21 protein-coding genes and 2 tRNA genes are annotated in these 23,168 nt (G+C 59.1%); 12 read left to right on the top strand and 11 right to left on the bottom strand.

The features are described from left to right. The first annotated feature begins 126 nt into the window (after positions 1 to 126). The 3 genes from GNH96_RS02940 to GNH96_RS02945 are packed head-to-tail and all read left to right on the top strand — an operon-like array spanning position 127 to position 1,695. Positions 127 to 1,218: an AI-2E family transporter gene (locus GNH96_RS02940; RefSeq protein ID WP_228719989.1), complete on the top strand. Its 1,092-nt coding sequence runs from the start codon at positions 127 to 129 to the stop codon at positions 1,216 to 1,218. A 45-nt stretch (positions 1,219 to 1,263) separates the two neighbouring features. Further along, positions 1,264 to 1,392: a ribbon-helix-helix domain-containing protein gene (locus tag GNH96_RS16160; RefSeq protein ID WP_267313390.1), complete on the top strand. Its 129-nt coding sequence runs from the start codon at positions 1,264 to 1,266 to the stop codon at positions 1,390 to 1,392. Positions 1,393 to 1,413: 21 nt separating this feature from the next. Then, positions 1,414 to 1,695, top strand: a complete 282-nt coding sequence (locus GNH96_RS02945; protein ID WP_169602141.1) for a WGR domain-containing protein — start codon at positions 1,414 to 1,416, stop codon at positions 1,693 to 1,695. Positions 1,696 to 1,850: 155 nt separating this feature from the next. Here the strand turns inward: GNH96_RS02945 and GNH96_RS02950 are convergent, their stop codons facing one another. The 8 genes from GNH96_RS02950 to GNH96_RS02990 form a co-directional block, all read right to left on the bottom strand. Then, the gene (locus tag GNH96_RS02950) at positions 1,851 to 4,112 is read right to left on the bottom strand and encodes a hypothetical protein (RefSeq protein ID WP_169602142.1); all 2,262 of its coding nucleotides are present in this window, start codon (positions 4,110 to 4,112) and stop codon (positions 1,851 to 1,853) included. A 289-nt stretch (positions 4,113 to 4,401) separates the two neighbouring features. Continuing rightward, positions 4,402 to 5,103, bottom strand: a complete 702-nt coding sequence (locus GNH96_RS02955) for a hypothetical protein (protein WP_169602144.1) — start codon at positions 5,101 to 5,103, stop codon at positions 4,402 to 4,404. A gap of 467 nt (positions 5,104 to 5,570) precedes the next feature. Further along, positions 5,571 to 6,341, bottom strand: a complete 771-nt coding sequence (locus GNH96_RS02960; protein ID WP_169602146.1) for a hypothetical protein — start codon at positions 6,339 to 6,341, stop codon at positions 5,571 to 5,573. Between the two features lie 687 nt (positions 6,342 to 7,028). Next, entirely contained in the window at positions 7,029 to 8,669 is a 1,641-nt protein-coding gene (locus tag GNH96_RS02965) for a DUF2357 domain-containing protein (RefSeq protein WP_169602148.1), read from the bottom strand. Continuing rightward, positions 8,662 to 9,642: a helix-turn-helix transcriptional regulator gene (locus tag GNH96_RS02970; RefSeq protein ID WP_169602149.1), complete on the bottom strand. Its 981-nt coding sequence runs from the start codon at positions 9,640 to 9,642 to the stop codon at positions 8,662 to 8,664. Before GNH96_RS02970 ends, GNH96_RS02965 begins: the two co-directional genes overlap by 8 nt. Positions 9,643 to 10,210: 568 nt before the next feature. Then, positions 10,211 to 11,275, bottom strand: a complete 1,065-nt coding sequence (locus tag GNH96_RS15955) for an McrB family protein (RefSeq protein WP_169602153.1) — start codon at positions 11,273 to 11,275, stop codon at positions 10,211 to 10,213. Between the two features lie 76 nt (positions 11,276 to 11,351). Then, positions 11,352 to 12,218, bottom strand: coding sequence for a hypothetical protein (locus tag GNH96_RS02985; RefSeq protein ID WP_169602155.1), 867 nt, complete (start codon positions 12,216 to 12,218; stop codon positions 11,352 to 11,354). Further along, on the bottom strand, positions 12,209 to 12,706 hold the full coding sequence (locus GNH96_RS02990) for a hypothetical protein (RefSeq protein ID WP_169602157.1): 498 nt from the start codon (positions 12,704 to 12,706) through the stop codon (positions 12,209 to 12,211). The genes GNH96_RS02985 and GNH96_RS02990 overlap by 10 nt, the downstream gene beginning before the upstream one ends. 306 nt (positions 12,707 to 13,012) lie before the next feature. Between GNH96_RS02990 and GNH96_RS02995 the strand changes: the two genes are divergently transcribed. Continuing rightward, on the top strand, positions 13,013 to 14,581 hold the full coding sequence (locus tag GNH96_RS02995; RefSeq protein ID WP_407658836.1) for an ABC-F family ATPase: 1,569 nt from the start codon (positions 13,013 to 13,015) through the stop codon (positions 14,579 to 14,581). Positions 14,582 to 14,595: 14 nt separating this feature from the next. Continuing rightward, positions 14,596 to 15,015 carry an alternative ribosome rescue aminoacyl-tRNA hydrolase ArfB gene (gene arfB, locus GNH96_RS03000; protein ID WP_169602161.1) on the top strand — a complete coding sequence of 140 codons (420 nt, stop codon included), beginning with the start codon at positions 14,596 to 14,598 and terminating at the stop codon, positions 15,013 to 15,015. 15 nt (positions 15,016 to 15,030) lie between these two features. Here arfB and GNH96_RS03005 read toward each other — a convergent pair whose 3' ends face one another. Both GNH96_RS03005 and GNH96_RS03010 read right to left on the bottom strand, forming a co-directional pair. Further along, positions 15,031 to 16,089, bottom strand: a complete 1,059-nt coding sequence (locus GNH96_RS03005; protein ID WP_169602163.1) for an FAD:protein FMN transferase — start codon at positions 16,087 to 16,089, stop codon at positions 15,031 to 15,033. Between the two features lie 101 nt (positions 16,090 to 16,190). After that, positions 16,191 to 16,448 (bottom strand): twin transmembrane helix small protein, encoded by a 258-nt coding sequence (locus GNH96_RS03010; RefSeq protein WP_169602165.1) that lies wholly within the window; start codon positions 16,446 to 16,448, stop codon positions 16,191 to 16,193. Between the two features lie 50 nt (positions 16,449 to 16,498). On the opposite strand from GNH96_RS03010, the gene GNH96_RS03015 reads away from it, so the two are divergent. The 7 genes from GNH96_RS03015 to GNH96_RS03045 all read left to right on the top strand — a co-directional run bounded on the left by GNH96_RS03015 (position 16,499) and on the right by GNH96_RS03045 (position 22,762). Continuing rightward, a complete protein-coding gene (locus tag GNH96_RS03015) occupies positions 16,499 to 17,242 on the top strand; it encodes an SURF1 family protein (protein WP_228719990.1) in 744 nt (247 codons plus the stop codon). Positions 17,243 to 17,260: 18 nt separating this feature from the next. Next, positions 17,261 to 17,863, top strand: a complete 603-nt coding sequence (locus tag GNH96_RS03020; protein ID WP_169602169.1) for an SCO family protein — start codon at positions 17,261 to 17,263, stop codon at positions 17,861 to 17,863. Between the two features lie 34 nt (positions 17,864 to 17,897). After that, positions 17,898 to 19,886, top strand: a complete 1,989-nt coding sequence (gene ftsY, locus GNH96_RS03025) for a signal recognition particle-docking protein FtsY (RefSeq protein WP_169602171.1) — start codon at positions 17,898 to 17,900, stop codon at positions 19,884 to 19,886. 4 nt (positions 19,887 to 19,890) lie between these two features. Continuing rightward, positions 19,891 to 20,553, top strand: a complete 663-nt coding sequence (gene ftsE, locus GNH96_RS03030; protein WP_169602173.1) for a cell division ATP-binding protein FtsE — start codon at positions 19,891 to 19,893, stop codon at positions 20,551 to 20,553. Next, the gene (gene ftsX, locus GNH96_RS03035) at positions 20,550 to 21,548 is read left to right on the top strand and encodes a permease-like cell division protein FtsX (protein ID WP_228719991.1); all 999 of its coding nucleotides are present in this window, start codon (positions 20,550 to 20,552) and stop codon (positions 21,546 to 21,548) included. Before ftsE ends, ftsX begins: the two co-directional genes overlap by 4 nt. A gap of 93 nt (positions 21,549 to 21,641) precedes the next feature. After that, positions 21,642 to 22,664 (top strand): polyprenyl synthetase family protein, encoded by a 1,023-nt coding sequence (locus GNH96_RS03040; protein WP_169602175.1) that lies wholly within the window; start codon positions 21,642 to 21,644, stop codon positions 22,662 to 22,664. A 21-nt stretch (positions 22,665 to 22,685) separates the two neighbouring features. After that, positions 22,686 to 22,762, top strand: a tRNA-Pro gene (locus tag GNH96_RS03045). 281 nt (positions 22,763 to 23,043) lie between these two features. Here GNH96_RS03045 and GNH96_RS03050 read toward each other — a convergent pair. Continuing rightward, positions 23,044 to 23,136 (bottom strand) — tRNA-Ser (locus tag GNH96_RS03050). Positions 23,137 to 23,168: the final 32 nt, after the last annotated feature.

A 23,168-nucleotide genomic window follows, 5' to 3' on the forward strand; every position in this document is an offset into this window, starting at 1 on the left:
CTCGAGCCGACCGGGGATGGGCCGCCCGCCCGTGGCCGGCGGGAGTTCCGGCCGCGTGGCCGAACCGCCAGGACGGGCGGCTGCAAAGACGCGGCCTCGAACCGAAACCTTAAAGGAGCCTCGCAAATGAACACAGGTGAAACCGTAGCGTCCGACGGGATGCTGGAAAAGATGATCTCGCACAAGCTGATAGATCTGTTCATCAGGGTTGGGCTGATAGGTTTTCTGGTCATTTATTGCTATCAGATATTCAAGCCATTTATCGGCTTGATGCTGTGGTCCGTCATACTGGCGGTGGCGTTTCATCCCATGCAGGTCTCGTTGGCCCGAAGAATGGGCAACAAGCAGGGCCGTGCCGCGACTGTCCTGGTACTAGTGATACTCCTGTGCGTGCTGATTCCCACTGCGCTTCTTGCCATATCCTTCGCGGATTCGGCGACCGACCTGGTACGGCAGGTCCGGGACGGCAGCCTCAAAGTGCCGGCTCCCCGCGCTTTTGTTGCGGAATGGCCTTTGCTGGGAGACAAGCTGTACGCGCTTTGGTCGGCCGCATACGATGATGTCGGCAGCGTGGCCGCGAAATTCGAGCCCAAGATTCGCTCCGTCACCAAAGAGATATTGGGTTACGCGGCCAGCGCAGGCTCCGCGGTATTGAAGTTCCTGGTTTCCCTGGTGCTTGCGGGCGTCTGGATGGCCTATGCCTCGTCCGGCCACGCGGCGGCCAGAGCCATCGCCAACCGGATGGCGGGTCCCGAGCAAGGGGATGCCCTGGTCAGGCTTTCGACGACGACCATTCGCGCCGTGGCGCAAGGCGTGATCGGCATCGCCTGCATTCAGGCGCTGTTGCTGGGTGCCGGCTTTATCCTGGTTGGCGTTCCAGCCGCGGGGATTCTGGCATTATTGGTTTTGCTGCTGGGTATCATGCAAGTTCCAGCCCTTTTGATATCGCTGCCGACGGTCATTTATGTCTTCATGACCAACGACTCCACGATCGTGGCGATAATGTTCGCTATCTATACGATCGTTGCCGGTTCTGTCGATAACATACTCAAGCCCTTCATGCTGGGGCGGGGCGTGGACGCCCCGATGCCGGTGATTCTGCTGGGCGCCCTCGGCGGCATGGCGACCGGCGGCATCATCGGCCTGTTTCTGGGGTCCGTCATGCTGGCGTTGGGGTATCAGCTGTTCATGGCTTGGGTGTATAGCGACAACAATTGAGCGGGACATGCTAAACCGAAGCGAGGCAAGCACTTGATCAGTGGGATGTTCGAGCCGGCAGCTTACCGGCAGTTCGGGGTACTGGCGGCGGAACTCGGGATCGATAAGAGGGAGCTTTTACGGGAGGCGCTCAACGATCTGTTCGTGAAGCACGGCAAGCCGCCGATTGCGTAAAAGCAAGCTCAGACCGCCAGCATGACGACCTTCTACATCCAGCTCGAAGCGCGCGATCCCGCCAGGAACATTTCGCGTTCCTACCAGATCATCGCCGGACAAGACCTGTTCGGGGATTGGGTGGTCGAGTTGACCTATGGCCGTATCGGAGCGAAGGGGCGCACGAAGGCCGTCCTGGTCGCTGACGAGACCGCCGCGCGTCACTACGTGAGGCAATGTCTTAATAAGCGGAAAAGCGCACCCAAGCGGATCGGGGTGAGCTATGAAACGGTGAGTGTTGGGGGTGAGTGGACAGATATCTAAGCGCCCTGTTCACTATGATTCAGTCAAGGAATACCTCGATCTCCACGCCGCCTTCATTTGGCGCGGGTTTCTAGCCGGTCGTATGAATAGGATGTTGCCAGGGCAGAGTGGCGACCGAATAGATCGCGACGCCCTGGCAATCTCTTGTGCCTGGATCAGGCCATGGCGGCTCCCATCTCTTGGCAAACCCCTTCGACGATTGCAGCTACCTCGTGCAGAAACGAATTCCGATCTGGCGAGGGGGTTACGTCCGGGATCGGTGCGGCACGGTCATAGATTTCGCCAATAATTGAAGCGCGTGTGTAACTCGATGCGCGTCCCGATTGGTTGAACGCCGATTGCCACTCCGGCATCCGTTCGGCCCGAACGCGGCGGGTGGCGAGGTCCAGTATCTTGGCGGACAGGGCGTTGGCCAGACCATCAAAAACCTGCTGCTTGTGTGCGTCGTCAGTCGGCTCTGCGGGGTCCCACCGGAGCGGGTTTTGCAGTAGTACATACAGTCGATCCTGAAGCTGCTTGCGAAGATCTGCGACCGGTTTGAGGTTGTCGTACTCGTCACCAAGACCCGGTGTACTGAGGCGCCGGCTCAATGCCCAGATGCGCTTCCAGTGTTCCTTGCCCACGCCGGGCTTGTAGGTGAGACCCAAACGCGGCCACCATGCATCGTGGAAACTCTCGGCCGCGTTCTTGACGGCCAGGACGAGATTCATGCGGTCATATACGGGCTTGGCCAATACAGGCTCGGGCTTCTCGACGATGGCGTCTATGGCGGCTAGCAGCGCTTGCAATTGCTCGATAGTCCGCTTGTGAGCCTTCTTCGAGGCATCCAAGTCTTCGTCGATCCCGCCGACGAAGAAGCAGGCTTCCTTCAAGCGGCCGCGAAGCGCACGTTCCGCGAACGGGCCAAGTTCTTCCCCAATCGAGGCAAGGACGTTCTCGGCGGACGCCAGAACGTGCTGCTCCCGATCCGCCGCGTTGCGCAGGTTATCGCCCTTGACCTCGTCGAAGTGCGTGAACACGAGCAACAGCTTGCTCGAACTGCCCGAGGTGATCATCTCCTTCATGGCTGCAACCGGCGCGGCCTGCATCGGCTGGACAGCGTTATCGACGAGCACGATGGCATCCGTTGATTCGATACGCCGTGTCAGCGAAGTCGAGATGGCGGCGACCGACTTGGGTGTGTGTCCAAGGCCTTCGCCATCGAGAAGCACGAGCTTGGGCTGCTGCCCACCGTTCCACGCTGGCAGGAACGCACCTGACACGCGGACTCCGTTCACCAGGGGCGTCAGCAGGCGTCCGAAGCGTGGGGAGTGGTTGCTGGAGAAACGCGTGACCGTCTTGATGAAGGTTGCGCGGTCGTCCGTCTCCCATGACCACGACTGCGGCCAACCTTGCTTGTTGCGGCGTACCGTGCCATCGGTGAGCAGCGAGAAACGAAGCTCGATCTCGTCCATGAGATCGTCGCTGATGCGATGGAACTCATCGTCTTCACGGAGTCGGCGATCAAGCTCTTCCTCGAACAGCTCGTCGACGACCCGCTGATCTTTTTCGTCGATTGCGCCCAGTTCGCTTTTCAGTTGATCGCCGTGGCGGGACGCAATATCGCGCAACGCTTTCAACGTCTTCGTCAACAACTCATTGGTCTTGTCTAGATCGATCACGCCGTCGGCAGCAGTTTCCTCGATCGGTTCAGGTGCGTCGTTCTCGTCCTCGTCATCTTCATCATCGTTGGCTTGAGGCCCGTTGCCGAGTACGTAGTTGAAGCGGAATCGTTGGTTCACATGCATCAGCAGTTTCCGCAGCACGTCACCATCGCCATCGCCCCGGTACGCAGAGAGGACAGCTTCCGAGATGCATTCGTTCAGATGCTCGCGGACTTCGTCGATAGGGAAGAAGGTGACCACCGCCTTGTACGGGCCCGGTGCAAGCACGACCTCGGTCTCATGCACCGTGGTCTTCGCCGTCGATGTCGACGGAAAACGCTCGGTTTCCGGGTTCGTGCCGATCAACTGACGCAGCAACGTCGTCTTGCCGGCACCAGTCGTTCCGAGAAGCAGTGCCCGCCGATAGCCTGAGTCCTTGGACGTAGGTAGGGGAATGATCGACTCGCGGATCGCACCGAAGTCGTTCTGCTCCGGCTCCATGCCGTGATAGAAGATCTCTACGACTCGGCGGTGGAACCGCTTTTCGGCCTCAGCCTTGGCGGGCAGGCTCCAGAATGACTCGTCTGCAAGTAGTTGGTTGAGCTGATCCTTCAGATCGTTGGCTTCCGCTTCATCATGCGTTCCGAGCCCTTGGCGGACTCGCAATCCGGGCTGCCCGGTGTTCGGATCGACCCGAACTGGATGGCGGAAGATCACCGCCCAGGCACTCCTACCTTGCGACCGGCTAAGGGTTGCCGAGAATCGCTTTTTCATGATCACCTCAGTTGTTCAGCTATGAAGGAGCACAAGGAAGTCGAGCGAAGCGAGCGAGTGCGACGCCCCCCCGCGAAGCCGTAGGCCCGGATGTTTTGTCGGAATCCGCGGCTTCATCGCGGGTGGAGACAAAACATAAGGGACCCGACACGGCGTCGAGTCATTGTGGAAGCCTTGGCGGAGTGCGTCGCGGAGAGAAAGACGTCGCCAATTTTTTGCTCCCGAGGGTGACTGGGATGTCCCGTCGGGTTTCGCAAAAAATGGCGACGCTCCCGTGTTCCGTTGGGCTTTATTTTTTACAATGCTTGTACCAATCATCAATATATTTATAAGTTTCCGAGTTTTTGTCGGTAGAAATCTTCAATGTCTTCGTTCTACTTGGAAATTCATCGAGATTAGCAATATAGTTATCGTCAATACAGAGTATTTTTACCGCCCTTCTTAAACAAAACCAAATAATCGATCCTGGGTCATCAAATTCGTACCAATCACCAATGACTTCTACTAACGCAATCGGCTTTTTTCCATTTACAACAGCAACTATGTCTCCAATTTGCACCCGGTTTTTAAAATCGGTGATTTGAGGGTCTATAACACCGTTTCGTTCCCAAATACCCATTCCAATCGTTCCGCTTGAAACGATTTTTTTTATATCATTATCAGTTAAAAGATCATTGGTTGGGTGAAGATTCATGTGCCAATAATGACCTTGTATCTCTCTACCTTGTATCTCTATTTTGATACCCAGCGACTTGCACGTTGTTTTGAACCAATCCGGAAGTACATATGGCCCGTCCTGGCCCCCATTGAACATGAGCCGAGGGCTCGGGACGAGCCTTGAGATCAATTTCAACAAGTCCTTCAGGTCACGTTCGAAGTCATTCTGGGAATAGGCCGGCGGCTCGCCCATGATGCTAACTGACAGGGGAAACTCTGCCCCCTCTGCGCAGTACTCACCCGTGATGTCCAAGTTACCAATCTGAATCAACATTTTCTGTTACCTGCGTTGTTGGGTTAAGGAATTAACATTTGTAATCAGCCATTAGAGTTGCTTCCAACAATTTGGTTGGGTGAAGATTCATGTGTCAATAATTCATAAATACTCCTTAGGTTTATACAGTTAAACGCGCCTAACGATAAAGCTCACCGGCTGAGCGCGGCGGAGTCCGGTGCAGCGAAAAGTTATTAACCAGGCAATCAAATATCTTGAAATTCTGCATATTGGACAGCCGAATGATTGAAGTAAGCCATCACCCGTTATGGTGTTTTTCTTAGGAATTCAATGAATCGGTTCGCTTTTTGGAGCAACACCTTTCGTCTTGGGCTTTGCGTGGTAATTTTAGGGTATCAACTTTTTCCATGCCAATTGATTGCCAGGTTAATCGGCAATGGTATCCAAGCGGCAAACCTCATGCTGCGCAAAGCGTGTACGGCTAATGCATGCACTACGCAGTGCTGTCAAGTAAACCATGTTTGCTGGTGATGCGGTGCACAAACCGAACACGCCGGTATCGACCAATCACTCCTCAGCCAAGTATCCCAACGCGCAACCTCCTCGGTTGCAATCCTGATCTTGCAGAACTCGCAAAGTTTATTCTCCATGCCTTCTATGATCTTGTGTCGCTCTACTAATAGACGCGAATTAGTTGTCTCTAAGTCCACGCGAATGTCTTGATGATACGTGCTGTATATTTTCGGTTGAACATCGACCAGTTTAAGCATCAAGTCTTCGTGAGATTGGAAACCTAGTATAGACCAGAACCTGTGGGAGTACCATTGAGCAAAGTATTCTTTCGCATCTATTCGAGCTGTTTCGAATTTAACCCATATTTTTCCATCCCCATCAATCCCAAGATGTGTTGCCGCGTGAGCCAATTCGTGAGCCATCACTACATCGCCAAGTGTCTGGCTATCCACTTGCAGTCTATGAGCGCACATCTCGACGACTTTGGGATATACAGTTACCATTTTTTTCTCTGAGCTGTAAGTTCCCAAAATATCTAGCAACCCAACCTGGACAGTTTTTTTCTCTGAGCTGTAAGTTCCCAAAATATCTAGCAACCCAACCTGGACAGTTTTGTCAAACCTGTAATCAAACAAATCTCTGACAAAGTTAATGATCCATTCTGGGATGTTATCGCGCTTGTCCTCAATGTGAATTGATGGTACTTCGTCCACATTGAGACCCATCATGTCCACCAAGTTTTCGAACATCTCTATTTGTTCCATTCATTGCTCCCCGAATCCGTGTTCGTGATACTGAAGTCATGTTCCGGCCTCACCCAAACGACCATGGCGCAATTTACGCTGGACTGGCGCTGACTAAGGATGCCGAGAATCGCTTTTCCATGATCGCCACAGTTGTTCAGTTGTTGTTCCGTACGGAATCTTAGGCGCGACGAATCTAGCTGTCAAGCATTTTTGAACAACGGCGGAACAACATATCCCGGTTCCGTGCAGGCGGAAGGCAGGGGCTCGTCCTGGCGCATGAAAATGACGTAACGCCGCCCCGCCAGCGCCGACTTTCAGCGCCAAAAGGCACTGCACCGCCCCAAGCAAGGCCATCGGCAGACCGAATATCCGGGCTGTCAGGCTGATATTTCACGCCAGAGAGCTCACAGAAGGGGCTTCAACTTTGATGACCACGGATTCAGGTTATCGTTAAACGCGGGCGGAAGGCATCCGTCGTCAGCCAACGAATCGGTAGCGCCCGCCCACATCCAGAGCTTTGGATATCCTTGCCATCTGCCGTCAATGCTGTGGATTTGTTTGTTTTCAGATCATTGTGCCAATCCTTTCAAGGTGCCTGCCGCTGGCGGGAGTTTTCCGGCCACGGCTGCGGATTCACTTTCCACCGACGGAGTTCCATTTCGGCGCGGGCGGAACAGATATCACGCAACGCGGAATCGGAAGGTATCAAGCCAGCGCTCCTGCGGTCAGGAAGTCGCCGATGAGCCTGTCTATCGCATCCCTGCCGTCAGCCTTGCCCGGCACCAACACCAGTGCGCCGACACCTTCATAGGGGCTGTCGCTGCGGGCCGTGAAGGCCCGATGGACCTCCTGCTTTTCGCCGGGATACAGCACGAACGCGCCCCAGACGTTACGGATGGCCTCGCGGTAGGCGTGCATCTTGTCGATGTCGTCCGGGTTCGGTGACTCGATGCCGGTATCGCCGCTCCGGAAGCCGCGGTATTTGGCGTCGAGGATCAACAGGCGGTCCCCGTCGCTCAAGATGATGTCCGGGCGCAGGTCATGGGAATAACTGCTCAATCTGCCGGGGGAGCGGGCGGCGCAGGTGACGTTGTAATACAGAGCGATGCCTTGGCCGTAATCCAGCCGCAGCCCTTCCCGCAGGGCGTCTTCCTCCGCCTCGGCCTTGGCGATGATCGAGACTTGCCGGGGTGGGCCGAATCGCGCATCGAGCCGTTGTTTCACCTGGAAAAAGCACCAGTACTCGTACAGCAATGGTGCGTCCTTGATTTCGACCAGGGCGGTGAAGTCCAGCAGATTCGGGTCATAACGGCTGGCTTGCTGAAGCAGGGCGAACAGCCGGAACAGCTCGCGGTAACCGGCGCGGCGTTGGAGCACGGTGGACTGGGTGGGAATGTGGCGCAGTTCCCCCACTTCCCGCCAGCGAGGCTCGTCCAGAAAGCGGTCAAGGCCGCGCTCCAGCCGGCCGATCTCGTCGCCCATTTCGGGATGCAGAAACGTGCCGCCGCCCTCGCCCAGCATGGCTTTGATTTGCGCCAGCCGCTGTTCGAGCTGGGTCAGGAAAAACTTCACGAACCGGTTTTCCGGCGTATCCACCGTGGCATGGCGCCGCCGGCTTCGAACCCGTTCGGAAAACAGCCGCCGGCCGGTGCGTTGGAACACGCTGCGGGCCAGTGCGGTGTCGTTGAGCGGATGGCTCGGCTCCAGCCGCCCCCATGCGGCGGGTCGGCTGAAAAGGGCCATGGCCGCGGCACCGTCCAGTTCGCGCACCCGGTCGATGGGCGTCTCCTCGACCGTGGAAACGATGCGCTCATGCATGGCGCGGTGCACCAGCGCGGCGATGCCATCGAGATCGGGGCGCGTATGAAGCAGATGGTGGCGGATGAGCAGGTATTGCAGATACAGGGTATCCCGGCCGGGACGATCCTTGCGCCAGTTTACCCCGGCGATCTGGCGGAAGCTGAAAATCAGTGCTGCGTATTGATCGCACAGGAAATCCAGCATGGCGTTGAAGTGCTCTTCCGTGATTTTCCGGTGGACGACCTTGACCCGGAACCCTGCCAGGTTGGATTGGCCGACATGGTTTTGGAAGTTGATGCGATACGTCGGCAGGGCATGGTGCGGGAGTCGTTCGAAGCGGTTGCCGCCCACGGAGTTCAGGCATCGTGAAAACTGGGCGGGTACTTCACCGTAAAAGCGCAGATAGGCGGTTTGCCACTCATCGATTTCGATGACGCCGGCCCTGTCTTCCACAGCCTCCCAGCCATTTTCATCGGGTCCGGGAAAGTTTCCCTCGCCGGTAATCAGCACCGCGCGGGTCCCCCGGCAAAAAAACATCTCACTCATCGGTAGGTGCCCGATGGTTCTGCCAGAGAGCCCAGGCTTCGTCCCGCACACATTGGCGCAGAGATTCGGGCGCTTCGACGATCACGTCGGCGCCGTGGCGCAGGACGTCCATCGCCAGTTCGGCTTCCTCGGCATAGGGGATGCGCAGGCGGTAACTGCCATCCGGCAGGAGTTCACCCTGCTGATCGCGGTGCCAGCACTCGTGCCGCACCCAGCGGGCGCGTTCCGGCACGAAGCGCAGTACCGCCCAGTGCCGGGTTTCGCCGGAGAAAATGCCGTAGCTCGACGTGTACTGCCGCGCCAGCGCTTCGTCCGGGATCTCATGCGCAGAGGTTGACAGGGTGCGCACCTGCCGCAGCGTGTCGAGTGAAAAACTGCGCAGGCCTTCGCGCCAGTGGCACCAGGCATCGAGATACCAATTGTCCCGGTAATGAATCAGCCGCTGGGGGGAAACGATCCGAACGTTCAACTCGTCCCGGCGGCGGTTCCAGGCGGAGATTTCGATTTGGCGCCGTTGCAGGAGCGCTTGCGTTACCTCGTTGAAGAATCGGGGTTCGACCGGACGCCGCGCCAGCGAGACCAGTTTCACGCGCCGGGCAACCTCCGCCGCCGGATGCCCGCCGCTTTCCAGCAGGGCCGCCAGGCGCGACTTGAGGGGGGCCACATGGGCCGCCAGAACCCCGGGCTCGATGTCCTCCAGCAGGTTTTGCGCCGCCAGCAAGGCGTAAAGTTCGGCCGAGGAAAACCACAGGCCGGGCAGTTCATAGGGCGGGCCATCCACAGCGTCGAACCGGTAGCCGCGCGCCTCGCGGTCCCAGACGATGGGCGCATGCAGACGGTCGCGCATGTATTCGATGTCGCGCTTGAAGGTCGCGAGGGAAACGCCCAGCGCTTCCAGAAAAGCGCCGATGGGAACCACTTTCCGCTCATGCAGCATCTGGTCGATCTTGTAGAAGCGTTCGGTGCGGTTCATCTCACTGATGAATTGGATTTCAACGGGTGAGCGTATTCTTGGTATAGACGTGAGGCGCGCTGTTTTGTCTCGGACTCGGGCATGTTTTGGTCGTCGCGGCTTTCCGCATTCTCCCGGCCATCCAAGCGTGCCTCACTTGTGGAACTGATAGGTGCGCGTCCCACTATAGTAGCGTCCGTTGATAAAGCCCTGAGAATTGCAGATCAATCGCCCCCCGCTGTTCCAGCAGCTCGTATTTATCGGGCCGCTGGCCTTGGTGTAGGCGGCTAGAACGAATGGAACGACGATGGGGGCCCATACGGCCATTCCAAGATATTCCATGCTCTTTTCAAATGAACCCTTGTAGTCTATTTCCCCATTGGGCAGGTGGGCACACCCTCCCAAAAGGGAGAAGCACAGAATCCAGCAAGTCTTGTTCATATGTGTCTCCAATCAGCGGATAGACAAATGGCGCCATGTGCTTAAAGGTATGCTCTAAGCCGCGATCAGGTTACGGGCTGTGAAGGCTCATAGAGTGAGCCACTCTAATGGGTTCCCAACATTTTCTCGGTGGCCGGCAAGCGCGCCGTCAGGCGATGAAGCTGCAATATCCCTGGTCGCTCAGGTCCTTCAGCATCCGCTGCAGCTTTTTCGCACTGCGGGCAAAGTCACTGGTCTCGCAGAACGCGTTCAGTGTCTTCAGTGGCTCCTCCAGTTTTCCCTGGGTGCCGTGGAATTTCGGCAACACTTTCTGGAGGATCTGGATGTCGATGGCGTCGTTCAAATGCTCCGCACCGACGTGTTTTACCGCAAGCAGGATAAACCGGGCCATTTCGTTGGCGACACGGTAGCCGAAATGGAGATGAAACGGTTCGAGCAAGTTTTTGAGGGCATTGACCGTTTCGCTGAATCGCGGATGTTCTTTCGCGGCTTTTCTGAAATCGTCCAGCGAACAAAACGTCGTCTCGGCCTCATGGAACCAGTTCAGCACTTCCTGCTGGTCCGATTTCAACCTGAAATTTCCCAGGATCGGATCGCTGGGTGAAAAGCTCACCTCGTTGAATTCGATAACGTTGGCCCGGTCCAGCACCTTGGGGCTGAACATGTAGGTGGTTTCGTCGACGTTGACCGTGCCGGTGAAATACACGTTGTTGGGGATGTGTATTTCAGCCGGAATGGGAATCGGATCGGTTTCCGTCGACTCGATGGCGAGAACCTTGTGGTTCCGGATGCCATGCAGCTCGATACGTTCTCCCTTGGGGTTGCCTGCGGTACGGCTTTCCATCACGCTGAGGAAGTCGGAGAAATAGTGCTCGACCTTGGCCAAATTCATCTCGTCGAGGATGATGAAATACGGTTTATCAGGATGCTTCTCGGCCTCGATCAGCAGCCGCAATACCTTGGTGGTGTAATAGCGCTGATCGAGCAGGTTGTAATAACCCAGCAAGCCCCGGTTGTCCGTCCAGTCCGGCCGCACGGACACGAAGGCCAGCCGCTTCTCCTTCTCCTCCTCGGTTTCGTTCTGCAGCATGTACTCGGCGAATAACTGGGCAATCTTGGTTTTGCCGGTGCCGGAGATGCCGGAAAGGATGACGAGGGGCTTGGACTTGAGGGAGAGAACGTAACGACTAATGATCGAGGTCGATAGACGCAATTTTGTCTCGTCATAATAATCGTAAATATCAATCATGCTCTTTGACAAGACAAAATACCCTGTATGCGGATCGTAGCTAGTTAGGTTCGGCATCCAATTTTTTGACCAATGATGGCATAATTTTTTCCCGGACTATTCGCTGCCACCCTTCATCCCAATCAGTGGAAGGGTAAAGCTTCTCCAGGGTTTCACAAACGGAAACGACATTATGTTCTGGCGCATGTTCGATCGCCATTCTAACTTGCTCGGTTGTTGGAAGACGAAATGATGGAGGCGGTTCCGATGTTTCTAACTCCTTGGCTCTGCTCACTATCTCAGATAGCCGATCTTGGTTTTTGCGATACCAGTCGTGCACCTTTCTTAGGGTGGAGGCAACAATTTCCAATTGTTCCTTCTGTTTGTCTAATTCTGTATCGGCGTCTAGTGCGGGAGTCTCAACCCAAAACATAAGGGTTGCTTCCGTTGATGGTGTTTTTGATTTTGGGGTCTTAAAGTGTATTTGTGTATTGGGTATGTTGATGCCTTTCAATAGCTCTTTGATCTCATTCTCGGTTTTTTTATGAAGATCAATGCTCAGCTTCTTAATTGAGAAGACAACGCGTCCGTGACGGTATTCTGGTCCTTCCCCGTTATCTGAATTGTCCGTTTTTGCGTATGGCCTGAACTCTAGCTGAAGCATAGGGTTGTTGAGGCAATTGAAATAAAACCATTGTTCTTTTATTTTGGCTTTATCATGGGCTAGCGGGGGCTCCTTCATGTCTAATATCTTGTTTTCTTCTTTCTCCGTCATGTGGCTGTAAAAGTCGCGGCGAAACTTAATATTTTTTGCGGTGTTTGTGTTGCTGTTTGTGTTCATTCTGCTATAAGCTCGACTTAAACTGTTAAAATTTATATAAAAAGAAATTTGTTCCTCTGGTATCAATGTTATTGCCGTTAGTGCCATGGATTTCCATTTTTAAGTAGCTTATCCTTTAACTCCAAAACTTTCTGCTGCTCTTCGCTCTCGACCTCCTCCTCCCTCAGCGCTTGCGCGGCGCTGATGGCGTTCTTGCTCCGGGTGACAGAAGCGGTCACAGGAATGCCGGTGCAATAATCCAGAATAACGCCAGCATCGCAAATCGTGTGGATCACGAAAGCCTTGGCGGAAAACTTCTTGTCGTAAGGGAAGCAGTAGCTCACCCCGTATATCGGCTTGTTGATGACCGATGCGCACAGCATCGGTCCGTTCTTGACCGCCCAGACCTGTCTTCCCGATTTGGCATCATAGCCGCTGTATTCCCCGTCGCCATCGTTCTGGTTGATGACGACCACGTCCGTGTAGGTCGAGGTGTTCAGGCGGAAGGTCAGGGCGAAGGTGGCGATGGCCTTGTCGGCGCCCGAAGCGCCGAAGCTGGCCAGGGCGGCGGTCAGGAAGAGGGTAGTTCGTTTCATGGTCGTAGGGTTCCCGTGTGTCCGAAGAAAGTGAAAGCGCAGTTGCCAGCCGGACTCATCTCCGGACTGGGTTGCGCCGGGTCACACGATACGGGCCGTAATGGCTCAAATAGTGAGCCACCCATCCCGGAAGTACGAACTTGAGATATCCTTGTTTGCTTGAAAAGGGCACAAGCCGCCTCGAAATCCCGTTCCTGGCTTCCACGTGAAGCAACCCGCAAGCCAAGGGCCGGCACCGGTCGGGACGATCCATTCATCACTCCTTACCTCTCGGTAACCATTTTGATCTCTACAGCCAATGTCACCATGCAGTTCGGCGTCAAGCCGCTGTTCGAAAACGTCTCCGTCAAGTTCGGCGAGGGCAACCGCTATGGCCTGATCGGGGCCAACGGCTGCGGCAAGTCGACCTTCATGAAAATCCTCGGCGGCGATCTGGAGCCGACCGCCGGTAATGTGTCGCTCGACCTCAACGAGCGCCTGGGCAAGCTGCGCCAGGATCAGTTCGCGTTCGAGGACCAGCGGGTGCTGGATGTGGTGATGATGGGGCATACCGAGATGTGGGCGGCGATGTCCGAGCGCGACGCCATCTACGCCAATCCCGAGGCGACCGAGGACGATTACATGCGGGCGGCGGAGCTGGAGGCCACGTTCGCCGAGTACGACGGCTATACCGCCGAGTCGCGCGCCGGCGAGCTGTTGCTGGGCGTGGGTATTCCGGTGGAGCAGCACCATGGCCCGATGAGCGCGGTGGCGCCGGGTTGGAAGCTGCGCGTGCTATTGGCCCAGGCGCTGTTCTCCAACCCGGACATCCTGCTGCTGGACGAGCCCACCAACAACCTGGACATCAACACCATCCGCTGGTTGGAAAACGTGCTGAACGAACGCAACAGCACGATGATCATCATTTCGCATGACCGCCATTTCCTGAACAGCGTCTGCACCCACGTGGCGGACATGGATTACGGCGAGCTACGCATCTATCCGGGCAATTACGACGATTACATGATCGCTTCCACCCAGGCGCGGGAACGCCTGCTCGCCGACAACGCCAAGAAGAAAGCCCAGATCGCCGAGCTGCAAACCTTCGTCAGCCGCTTCTCGGCCAATGCCTCCAAGGCCAAGCAGGCCACGTCGCGCGCCAAGCAGATCGAGAAGATCAAGCTGGAAGACATCAAGCCGTCGAGCCGGGTCAATCCCTTCATCCGCTTCAACCAGGACAAGAAGCTGTACCGCCTGGCGCTGGAGGTGAAGGAGCTGAGCCAGGGTCACGGTGGAAAAGCGCTGTTCAGCGGGCTGGGCATGATGGTCGAGGCCGGCGAGCGGGTGGCGGTGATCGGCCCCAACGGCATCGGCAAGAGCACCCTGTTGCGCACCCTGGTGGGCGAACTGGCGCCGCTGGAGGGGACGGTGAAATGGTCGGAGAACGTCAATCTGGGCTATTTCGCCCAGGACCATGCCGCCGATTTCGCCGAGGACATGACGTTGTTCGAATGGATGGCGCAATGGAAGCGCGAAGGCGACGACGAGCAAACGGTGCGCGGCACCCTCGGCCGGCTGTTGTTCTCGGCGGACGAAATCAAGAAATCGGTCAAGGTGCTGTCGGGGGGCGAGCAGGGACGCATGCTGTTCGGCAAGCTGATATTGCAGCAGCCCAACGTCATGGTGCTGGATGAACCCACCAACCATCTGGACATGGAGTCGATCGAGTCGCTCAACACCGCGCTGGAAAACTACCCCGGCACCCTGATCTTCGTCAGCCACGACCGCGAGTTCGTGTCCTCCCTGGCGACCCGCATCATCGAGCTGACGCCGCGGGGCGTGGTCAACTATAGCGGGACCTACGAGGAATACCTGCGGTCACAGGGCGTGGAATAGGCGGACAGGGGGCGGTGGAAAGGCTGAGAGTCAATGCCCAGGTTTCGATCCCGCTGGACGAGATCGAAATCAGCTTCGTCCGTGCCCAAGGAGCCGGCGGGCAGAACGTCAACAAGCTGGCCACCGCGGCGCATCTGCGCTTCGACATCGCCGCATCGTCCCTGCCGGAAACCTGCAAGACGCGGCTGCTGGCGTTCCGAGACCAGCGGATTTCTTCCGAAGGGGTCATCGTCATCAAGGCCCAGCGCTTCCGCACTCAGGAAAAGAACCGCGAAGACGCGCTGGCCCGGCTGCGCGAACTGATCCTGGCGGCGACGGCGCAGAACAAGCCGCGCAAGGCGACCCGGCCGACTTTGGGGTCGCAGCAAAAACGCCTAGAGCACAAATCCAGGCACGGGCAGCTCAAGAAACTGCGGGGCGGGATCGGCGATTAGCGCCGCCGGTTCCGCTCAATGCGGTTCGATTGCCGGGCCGGCCGGCGGCGGCGAGGCCATTTCCGCACCGAATGCCGGCGTGAAGCGCTCTTTCAACTCGCCATTTTCTCCGTAGATCAGCAATGCCTTGAGCCCTTCCTGCTCGGCGACGGCGTAGCCCTTCTGTTCGCCCAGACACAATAGGGCCGTGGACCAAGCGTCGGCCCAGGTGGGGTCGGGATGCAGCAACGTAGTCGATAGCAGGTGATGGTCGACCGGGCGTCCGGTCTTCGGGTCGATGATGTGAGAGTAGGCCTTGCCCTTGTCTTTGAAGAAATTGCGGTAGGTGCCCGAGGTCATGATGGCCGTGCCGGTGGTCTGGTGAATATCCAGTATCCGTTCGACTTCGCGGGTATAGGGCGTGGGCTTTTCCACGGCCACACGCCAGGGATTGCCGTTGGCCTTGCGGCCCTTGACCTGCATTTCGCCGCCGACCTCGACCAGGTAGTTCCGGATGCCCTTCGCTTCCAGCAGACCGGCGACGCGGCCGACGGTATAGCCCTGGGCGATGGAGGACAGGTCGATGCGCAGCGCCGGATCCTTTTTACGGAGGCGGTGCCCGGGGACGTCGACTTCGAGCTTGTCCATGCCGATATGCGGCAGCACGGCGGCGATTTCGGCGTCGGTGGGCACCCGGTTCTGGTGGCGGGAGAAACCCCAAAGGTCGAACAACGGCTTGATGGTCAAGTCGTAGCAGCCTTCAGTCTTGTCGTGAACCTGGCGGGCGATATCGACCAGTTCGGCGATTTCGGGCGATACGGCCAGCCAGTCGGTGGTGGCTTCGCGGTTGATTCGGGAGATTTCCGAATCTTCCCGGTAGTTCGAGAGTTTGAGGTCGATGTCGTTGTAGGCCGCGTCGATCGCTTGCTTCAATTCGGCCTGATTCACTTGCAGGCCGTCGAGCACCATCTTGATGTGATAGCTCGTGCCCTGCACTTCACCCGAGAGCAGGGTTTCGCTCTCGCCGGACTGGCAGGCGGCGAGCGCGGCGCCGAGCAGGAGTCCGCCGAAACGGCGCAGAATCGGAAGCATCATGTCAGTCTCTCGGCGTGGTTCGGAAGTCGAGCCGGGCACTTGCGTGGGAAAAGGGCGGGCTAGCGGGTATCATATGCCGCCTTTGGCATACCTGTGCCGGCTTAGCGCGGATCGGGCGGGACGGTTTGAGACGGCGCGCTGGGGGCACCGGGCCGCAGTCCGTGCGGACGCAGGAAGCCGAGCGCGTAGCCCAGCAAGAGCGCCAGGAACAGTGCGATCGACAGCCCGATGCGCAGCGTCAGGGCGCGCACGGTGCGGGGCGAGCGGCGGTCGCCATCCTTGACCAGATAGAACAAGGCGGAACCCAGGCTGGCAACGATCACGACCAGTACCAGCACGATGAGAATTTTTGGCAGCATGTTCGGAATCCTGGGCGGCGAATGCGGCAGGCGCTGGCCGAATGTTAAAAATGGCGCATTATAGCTTCAAACCCTCCGGGGTTGCGGTCATCGGTGTCGCGCTGGCGCTCCCCTTGTTTTGTGCGCTCGGCGTCTGGCAGTTGAACCGGGCCGCCGAGAAACGGGCGCTGCAGGCGCAATGGGCCAGCCAGTCGGCGGAACCGGCATGGCGGCTGGGCGCGCCGACGGCGGAAGCCGAGCCGCCGCGCTATCGGCGCGTGACGGCGAAGGGCAGATACGATGCGGACCACCAGTTCCTGCTGGACAACCAGATTCACGGCGGGCAGGCCGGTTACCACGTGCTCACCCCGCTCCGGCTCGACGGTTCGGATCGGGCGGTGCTGGTCAACCGCGGCTGGATTCCCGCCGGGCCGGATCGGCAGCGGCTTCCCGAGCTGGCGATCCCGGCGCCGGCGGTCGAGCTGACCGGCATGGTGGAGCGCTTCCCGGCCGTGGGCTTGAAGCTGGAAGGCGCGGAAATCCCACAGCCCGGCTGGCCGGCGATGGTGCAGGTGCTGGAGCGGGAGCCGCTGGAACAGCGCCTGGGCTACCGTCTGCTGTCCTATCAGGTGTTGCTGGACGAGCGGGAGGACCAAGGCTTCGTGCGCGACTGGAAGCCTGCCAGCGTCGATCCGGACAAGAGCACCGGCTATGCCCTCCAGTGGTTTTCCTTCGCCGCGGTCGCGCTGGGGCTGTTTCTCCGGCACGGCTTCAAGGCGGCGCGCCCCGCGCAACCCCCGACGATTTCTCCCTGATTCCCTGAACCGACAGCCATGGCACTCACTCCGACCCAACGGCGCAACCAGCGTACCATCATCATCATCGTCCTGATTTGCATCGTGCCGTTCGGCGCGGCCTGGTATTTCGCACGCCATCCGCACCTGGTGACGGGTGAGCTGGGCAATGTCGGGCACCTCGTCTCTCCCGCCGTACCGCTGAGCTATGGCGAGTTGCTCGGGGCGCCGATCACCTCCCAGGAATCCATGGAGCAGCTCAAGGGGCGCTGGATCGTCCTGAGCGTCGCCGACGGTCCCTGCGTCGAGCCGTGCCGGCAAAACCTCTACAAGACGCGCCAGATGCGGCTGATGTTGAATAAGGAGATTCCGCGGGTGCGTCGCCTGCTGCTGCTGACCGATCCGGGCGCGGCGGGGCCGCTGGCCGACTGGCTGAAGCAGGACGAATTCCTGGCCATGGCGGGTCTGGCGCCTTCCTTGCGGGAAAAGCTGGAAAAGGCGGCCGGCGGGTCCTTGCAGCCGGGCCAGATCCTGCTGCTCGATCCCCTCGGCAACTTGATGATGTATTACGATGCGGATTTCGATCCCTACGGCGTGCTGAAAGACCTCAAGCACCTGCTCCGCGCCTCCCAGATCGGCTGACGCCGAAGGGCCCATGACTTAGAACAACATCGCCATGTTCAGAAAGCTTACTTTCCTTGGTTTGATCCTCCTGCTGAGCGCGCTGCTGATCGGCACCTTCCTCCGCGTTGCCGATGCCGGCCTCGGCTGTCCCACCTGGCCCGGCTGTTATGGCGCGCCCATCGTCGACGAGCAGTCCGCGGCGATGCTGGCCGCGGTCGGCGGCAAGGCCCTGCAATGGCTGTGGCTGGGCTGGGTTCACCTTTATCTGGGCGGCGCCTTCGGCGTGCTGATGCTGGTGCTGGTTGCCATGGTCTGGCGGCTGCCGGCCCACCGTGCCAGGGCTGCGTCGCTGTTGGCGGCACTGCTGATATTGCTGGGAGTACAGGCCGCGCTGGGTTTGTGGGGGCACTACGCCACCCCGATGCCATTGGTTTCCGCCGCCCATCTATTCACCGGTTTTCTGACCCTCGGCTGCGCTTACTGGCTCCATCTCGGCGTCAAGCCCGGCGTGGACGAGACGGTGGTACGGGGAGCCACGGGTTTGCGCCTCCTGGCCCGTCTCGGCCTGGCGCTGCTGTTGGCCGAGATTGCGCTGGGCGGCTGGACCGAGGCCCAGCGCGCCGGCCTCGCCTGCCCGGATTTTCCGACCTGCCTGGGCCAGCCCTGGCCGGACGTGGACTGGCGGCACGGTTTCACGCTCTGGCCCAACATCGCGGCCGACTACTCGGGCGGCGTGCTGCCCGCGGAAGCGCGGGCGGCCATCCATTTCGCCCATCGGCTCGGCGCCGTGGCGGTGTTCCTGGTGCTGAGCCTCTTGGCCACGGGCGCCAGCTCCAACCGCAACGCCGCCCCGATCAGCAAGCCGGCGGTGCTGCTGAGCTTCCTGCTGCTGCTGCAGATCGTCCTGGGCATCCTGAATGTGCTGCTGCGGCTGCCGGTGGCGGTGGCGGTGGCGCATCAGGCCGTGGCGGCGCTGCTGCTGCTCAACGTGGTGCATCTCAACGTCTATCTGCGCCGGCGCCTCCCGGAGACGGCCGCCGTGCCCGAAGCGGTGCCCGTGCGCCCGCCAATCGAAGCGGTACCTCCGCCGCCGGCGCCGGAAACCCTGTTCGAGCGCCTGCGCGGCCAGCTCGGCAAGACCCGCAGCGGCCTGACCGGTTTTCTTTCCTCCCTGGGCCGTGGCCGCATCGATCGTGAGCTGCTGGACGAGATCGAAGAGCGACTGCTGATGGCCGATGTCGGCATCAACGTGACCCGCGACATCATCGCCGATCTGGGCCATGGGCTGGAGAAGCAGGAGCTGGCCGACGGCGAATCCCTGCGCAACCGAGTGCGCGGACGCCTGCTCGACATCGTCCGCCCCTGCAGCGTGCCGCTGGTCATCCCGCCGGAGGTGCGGCCTTTCGTCATCCTGGTGGTGGGGGTCAACGGCGTGGGCAAGACCACGACCATCGGCAAGCTCGCCAAACGGCTGCAGAACGACGGCTACAGCGTCATGCTGGCCGCCGGGGACACCTTCCGCGCCGCCGCCGTCGAGCAGCTCCAGACCTGGGGCGAGCGCAACAAGATCGCGGTGATCGCCCAGCACAGCGGGGCCGATTCGGCCTCGGTGATCTACGATGCCGTGGAGGCCGCCAAGGCGCGCGGGGTCGACGTGCTGATCGCCGATACCGCGGGCCGGTTGCATACCAAGTCGAACCTGATGGAGGAACTGAGCAAGATCAAGCGCATCATCGGCCGCCTCGACGAGACCGCACCGCACGAGGTCCTGCTGGTGCTGGACGCCGGTACGGGCCAGAACGCCATGTCCCAGGCCAGGTTGTTCAACGAAGCGGTCGGCCTCACCGGCCTGGCGGTGACCAAGCTGGACGGCACGGCCAAGGGCGGGGTGATTTTCGCGCTGGCGCAGCAGTTCGGGATTCCGATACGCTACATCGGCATCGGGGAAGGCATCGACGATCTGCGCGATTTCGACGCCACCCAGTTCATCGATGCCTTGTTCGCCGAGGAAGAGACGAGCGGAACCGCCCGCCTGCATTAAGCCCGTGCTGGAATTCAAAGAGGTCTACAAGCGCTATCCCGAGTTCGGTGACGCGCTGCACGACGTCAGCTTCCATATCGGGCGCGGCGAGCGGGTATTCCTCACCGGGCATTCCGGCGCCGGCAAGAGCACCCTCTTCAAGCTGGTCGCCGTGATCGAGCGGGCGACGCGCGGCCAGATCGTGCTGGACGGCCAGAACATCACCCGGGCCTCCAACCGGGAGATTCCTTACATCCGGCGCAAGCTCGGCCTGATCTTTCAGGACTACAAGCTGTTGTACGACCGCTCCGTGTTCGAAAATGTGGCTTTGCCGCTGATCATCGCCGGATTCAACCCCGGCGAAGTCAGCCGACGGGTGCGTGCGGCGCTGGGCAAAGTGGGCTTGTTGTCCAAGGAGAAACGGCTGCCGCAGACGCTGTCGGGGGGCGAGCAGCAGCGCGTCGGCATCGCCCGGGCGATCGTCCACAAGCCGGATTTCATCCTTGCCGACGAGCCCACCGGCAACCTCGATCCGGAAGCGGCGCGGGAAGTCATGGACATCTTCCTCGACTTCAACGGACTTGGCGTCACCCTGCTCATCGCCAGTCACGACGAGCAACTGATTTCCCGCGCCGGCGGGCGGGTGCTGCGCCTCCAGCACGGGACTCTTTCGGAGTCGGCGGCATGAAGCGCCAGCGTCGCCGCGTTCAGCGCCACCCCGCGCCGTCTTCGCGCCGGCGGCGCAGCGGACCTACCTTGGCCGACCGGTTGCAGAGCTATCTGGTTTCGCATGTGCACACCGCAAAAGAGGCGCTGCGGCGGATGCGGCGTACGCCTTTCGCCATGGCGCTGACCCTCCTGGTCATCGCCGTGACCCTGGCGCTGCCCACCAGTTTTCACCTGCTGGTGAAGAATCTCCGCATGGTCGGGGGGGACCTGGAGGCGACCAACGAGATTTCGCTATACCTCAAGCCCGATCTGTCCAACGACGCCGGGCGCAAGCTGGCGGACCGGTTGAAAAGCCATGCGCAGATCGCCGAGACGCGGGTCGTCACCAAGGAAGCCGGCATCGAGCAATTGAAGACCTACAGCGGTTTCGGCGAAGCCTTGTCGACCCTGAATTTCAACCCGCTCCCCGTGGTGATCGGCATACGCCCCAAGGATTCCCTGGCCCAGCCCGAGCAGGTGGAGCGCTTGGTCGCCGAACTGAAAGCCCTGCCCGAAGCCGATCTAGTGCAGAGCGACATCCAGTGGATGCACCGTCTGCACGCCATGCTCCAGGTCGCCGAACGCAGTTTTGGCGTCCTGGGCGTGCTGCTGGGGGCGGCGGTCGTGTTCATCATCGGCAACACCATTCGCCTGGAGCTGTACGGACGCCGGGAGGAAATCATCGTGCAGAAGCTGCTGGGCGCGACCGACCGCTTCATCCGGCGGCCTTTTCTCTACACCGGTTTCTGGTTCGGTTTTCTCGGCAGCATCGGCGCCTGGATCGTCGTCGGCGTCATGCTCCTGGTCGTCAGGGCGCCGATCCATCAGCTCAACATGCTGTACGGCAGCGATTTTTCCCTGGCTTTCCTCGGTTTCCAGGAATCGGTGCTGCTTGTCGGCATCGCCTGCTTCCTGGGCGTCGCCGGCGCCTTTGCGGTACTCATCCAGCATCTGCGAGATGTGCGGCCCGGATGAGTCGATGCACCAGGACTTTGCCTTGACATGGCGCGCATCGGCGCCTAGCATGGATGGGTTTTTTTGTTGGCGGGTGCGCTGATAACAACTCTAATGAACAATCAAGCTGTCTCCGATCCAGGGTCCGCTGACCTTTGCGGTTCCCGCGAGGTTTTTGCCGGTATCCGGCGTCTTGTCGACGACGAGGCCGCGGTGGTCGATCGCTTGATCCTGCGCGAGTTGCATTCCGATGTGGTGCTCATCAATCAGATCGGGCAGTACATCGTCGGCAGCGGGGGCAAACGTCTGCGTCCGATGCTTCACCTGCTTTCGGCCAAGGCGTTGGGATATTCGGGAGACCACCATACCACCCTGGCGGCGGTCATCGAATTTATCCATACCGCGACATTGCTGCATGATGACGTCGTTGACGAATCCGTGTTGCGGAGGGGGCAGGACTCGGCAAACGCCTTGTGGGGCAATTCCGCCAGCGTGTTGGTGGGTGACTATCTGTATTCGCGCTCCTTCGAGCTGATGGTGCGAGTCCAGAGCATGCGGGTGATGGACATTCTGTCGCGCACCACCACCGCCATTGCCGAAGGCGAAGTCTTGCAGTTGCTCAACTGCAATAATCCGTCGACCGACGAGCGGCAATACCTGGACGTCATCTCCCGCAAGACCGCGATTTTGTTCAGTGCCGCCGCCCAGCTTGCCGCCGTGCTTGCAGGATCATCGTCCGAAGTCGAGGAGGCCCTGAAAAATTATGGGACGTATCTGGGCATGGCCTTCCAGCTCAAGGACGACGTGCTGGACTATATGGCCGATCCCGAACAGTGGGGAAAGAACCTCGGGGATGATCTCGCCGAGGGCAAGCCTACCCTGCCATTGATCTATGCGCTGTCCCAGTCGTCAGGGGCGGATGCGGCCATGTTGCGGCATGCGGTAGAACACGGCGAACGAGAACATTTCAAAAAAGTGTATGCGGTCATTGAGTCGACCGATGCAATCTCGTATACTGAGCGGCGTGCCAGGGACGCTGCGAACAGGGCCATCGAACAGGTTTCCCATCTTCCCGAGAGTGATTACAAGGATGCCCTGATCGCTCTTGCGCAGTTCGCGGTTGATCGCGGTTACTGACAAATGACCCAGCACAGATTTCGGGGTGTAGCTCAGCCTGGTAGAGCACTGCTTTCGGGAGGCAGTGGCCGGAGGTTCGAATCCTCTCACCCCGACCAAAAATCCCGTTAATCCAATCCCTTACAAGTTCACGTCGTTCCTGTTTCCAGGCTTTTCCGCCAACGTGAAATCGGAGCGTGAAACCTCGAATCCCTTTAGCACATTCACCGCATCCCTCAAGGTTGCCGGCGAGGGATGTGCATGGACCCGGTCAGTCACTCGAATGTCGGCATGCCGCAGTCATGCGCTCACCGTCTGAATCGGTGCTAGGGGCTGAGACAACAAAAAACCCGCTAAGCCTTGTAGCTTACGGGTTCTGAGATGTCATGAGACGAGTGAATGGCGGAGAGGGAGGGATTCGAACCCTCGTGCCGGGTTTCCCCGACCATCCGATTTCGAGTCGGCGCCGTTATGACCGCTTCGGTACCTCTCCGCGTCAAGCGATGATATTATAACCGACTCGTT

It is taken from the genome of Methylococcus geothermalis (genome assembly GCF_012769535.1).
Taxonomy (GTDB): Bacteria; Pseudomonadota; Gammaproteobacteria; order Methylococcales; family Methylococcaceae; genus Methylococcus; species Methylococcus geothermalis.

Coding starts and splice junctions, on each gene's coding strand:
- GNH96_RS02940 (WP_228719989.1), top strand. CDS start 127: ATGAACACAGGTGAAACCGTAGCGTCCGACGGGATGCTGGAAAAGATG.
- GNH96_RS16160 (WP_267313390.1), top strand. CDS start 1,264: ATGTTCGAGCCGGCAGCTTACCGGCAGTTCGGGGTACTGGCGGCGGAA.
- GNH96_RS02945 (WP_169602141.1), top strand. CDS start 1,414: ATGACGACCTTCTACATCCAGCTCGAAGCGCGCGATCCCGCCAGGAAC.
- GNH96_RS02950 (WP_169602142.1), bottom strand. CDS start 4,112: ATGAAAAAGCGATTCTCGGCAACCCTTAGCCGGTCGCAAGGTAGGAGT.
- GNH96_RS02955 (WP_169602144.1), bottom strand. CDS start 5,103: ATGTTGATTCAGATTGGTAACTTGGACATCACGGGTGAGTACTGCGCA.
- GNH96_RS02960 (WP_169602146.1), bottom strand. CDS start 6,341: ATGGAACAAATAGAGATGTTCGAAAACTTGGTGGACATGATGGGTCTC.
- GNH96_RS02965 (WP_169602148.1), bottom strand. CDS start 8,669: ATGAGTGAGATGTTTTTTTGCCGGGGGACCCGCGCGGTGCTGATTACC.
- GNH96_RS02970 (WP_169602149.1), bottom strand. CDS start 9,642: ATGAACCGCACCGAACGCTTCTACAAGATCGACCAGATGCTGCATGAG.
- GNH96_RS02985 (WP_169602155.1), bottom strand. CDS start 12,218: ATGGCACTAACGGCAATAACATTGATACCAGAGGAACAAATTTCTTTT.
- GNH96_RS02990 (WP_169602157.1), bottom strand. CDS start 12,706: ATGAAACGAACTACCCTCTTCCTGACCGCCGCCCTGGCCAGCTTCGGC.
- GNH96_RS02995 (WP_407658836.1), top strand. CDS start 13,013: ATGCAGTTCGGCGTCAAGCCGCTGTTCGAAAACGTCTCCGTCAAGTTC.
- GNH96_RS03005 (WP_169602163.1), bottom strand. CDS start 16,089: ATGATGCTTCCGATTCTGCGCCGTTTCGGCGGACTCCTGCTCGGCGCC.
- GNH96_RS03010 (WP_169602165.1), bottom strand. CDS start 16,448: ATGCTGCCAAAAATTCTCATCGTGCTGGTACTGGTCGTGATCGTTGCC.
- GNH96_RS03015 (WP_228719990.1), top strand. CDS start 16,499: ATGGCGCATTATAGCTTCAAACCCTCCGGGGTTGCGGTCATCGGTGTC.
- GNH96_RS03020 (WP_169602169.1), top strand. CDS start 17,261: ATGGCACTCACTCCGACCCAACGGCGCAACCAGCGTACCATCATCATC.
- ftsY (WP_169602171.1), top strand. CDS start 17,898: ATGTTCAGAAAGCTTACTTTCCTTGGTTTGATCCTCCTGCTGAGCGCG.
- ftsX (WP_228719991.1), top strand. CDS start 20,550: ATGAAGCGCCAGCGTCGCCGCGTTCAGCGCCACCCCGCGCCGTCTTCG.
- GNH96_RS03040 (WP_169602175.1), top strand. CDS start 21,642: ATGAACAATCAAGCTGTCTCCGATCCAGGGTCCGCTGACCTTTGCGGT.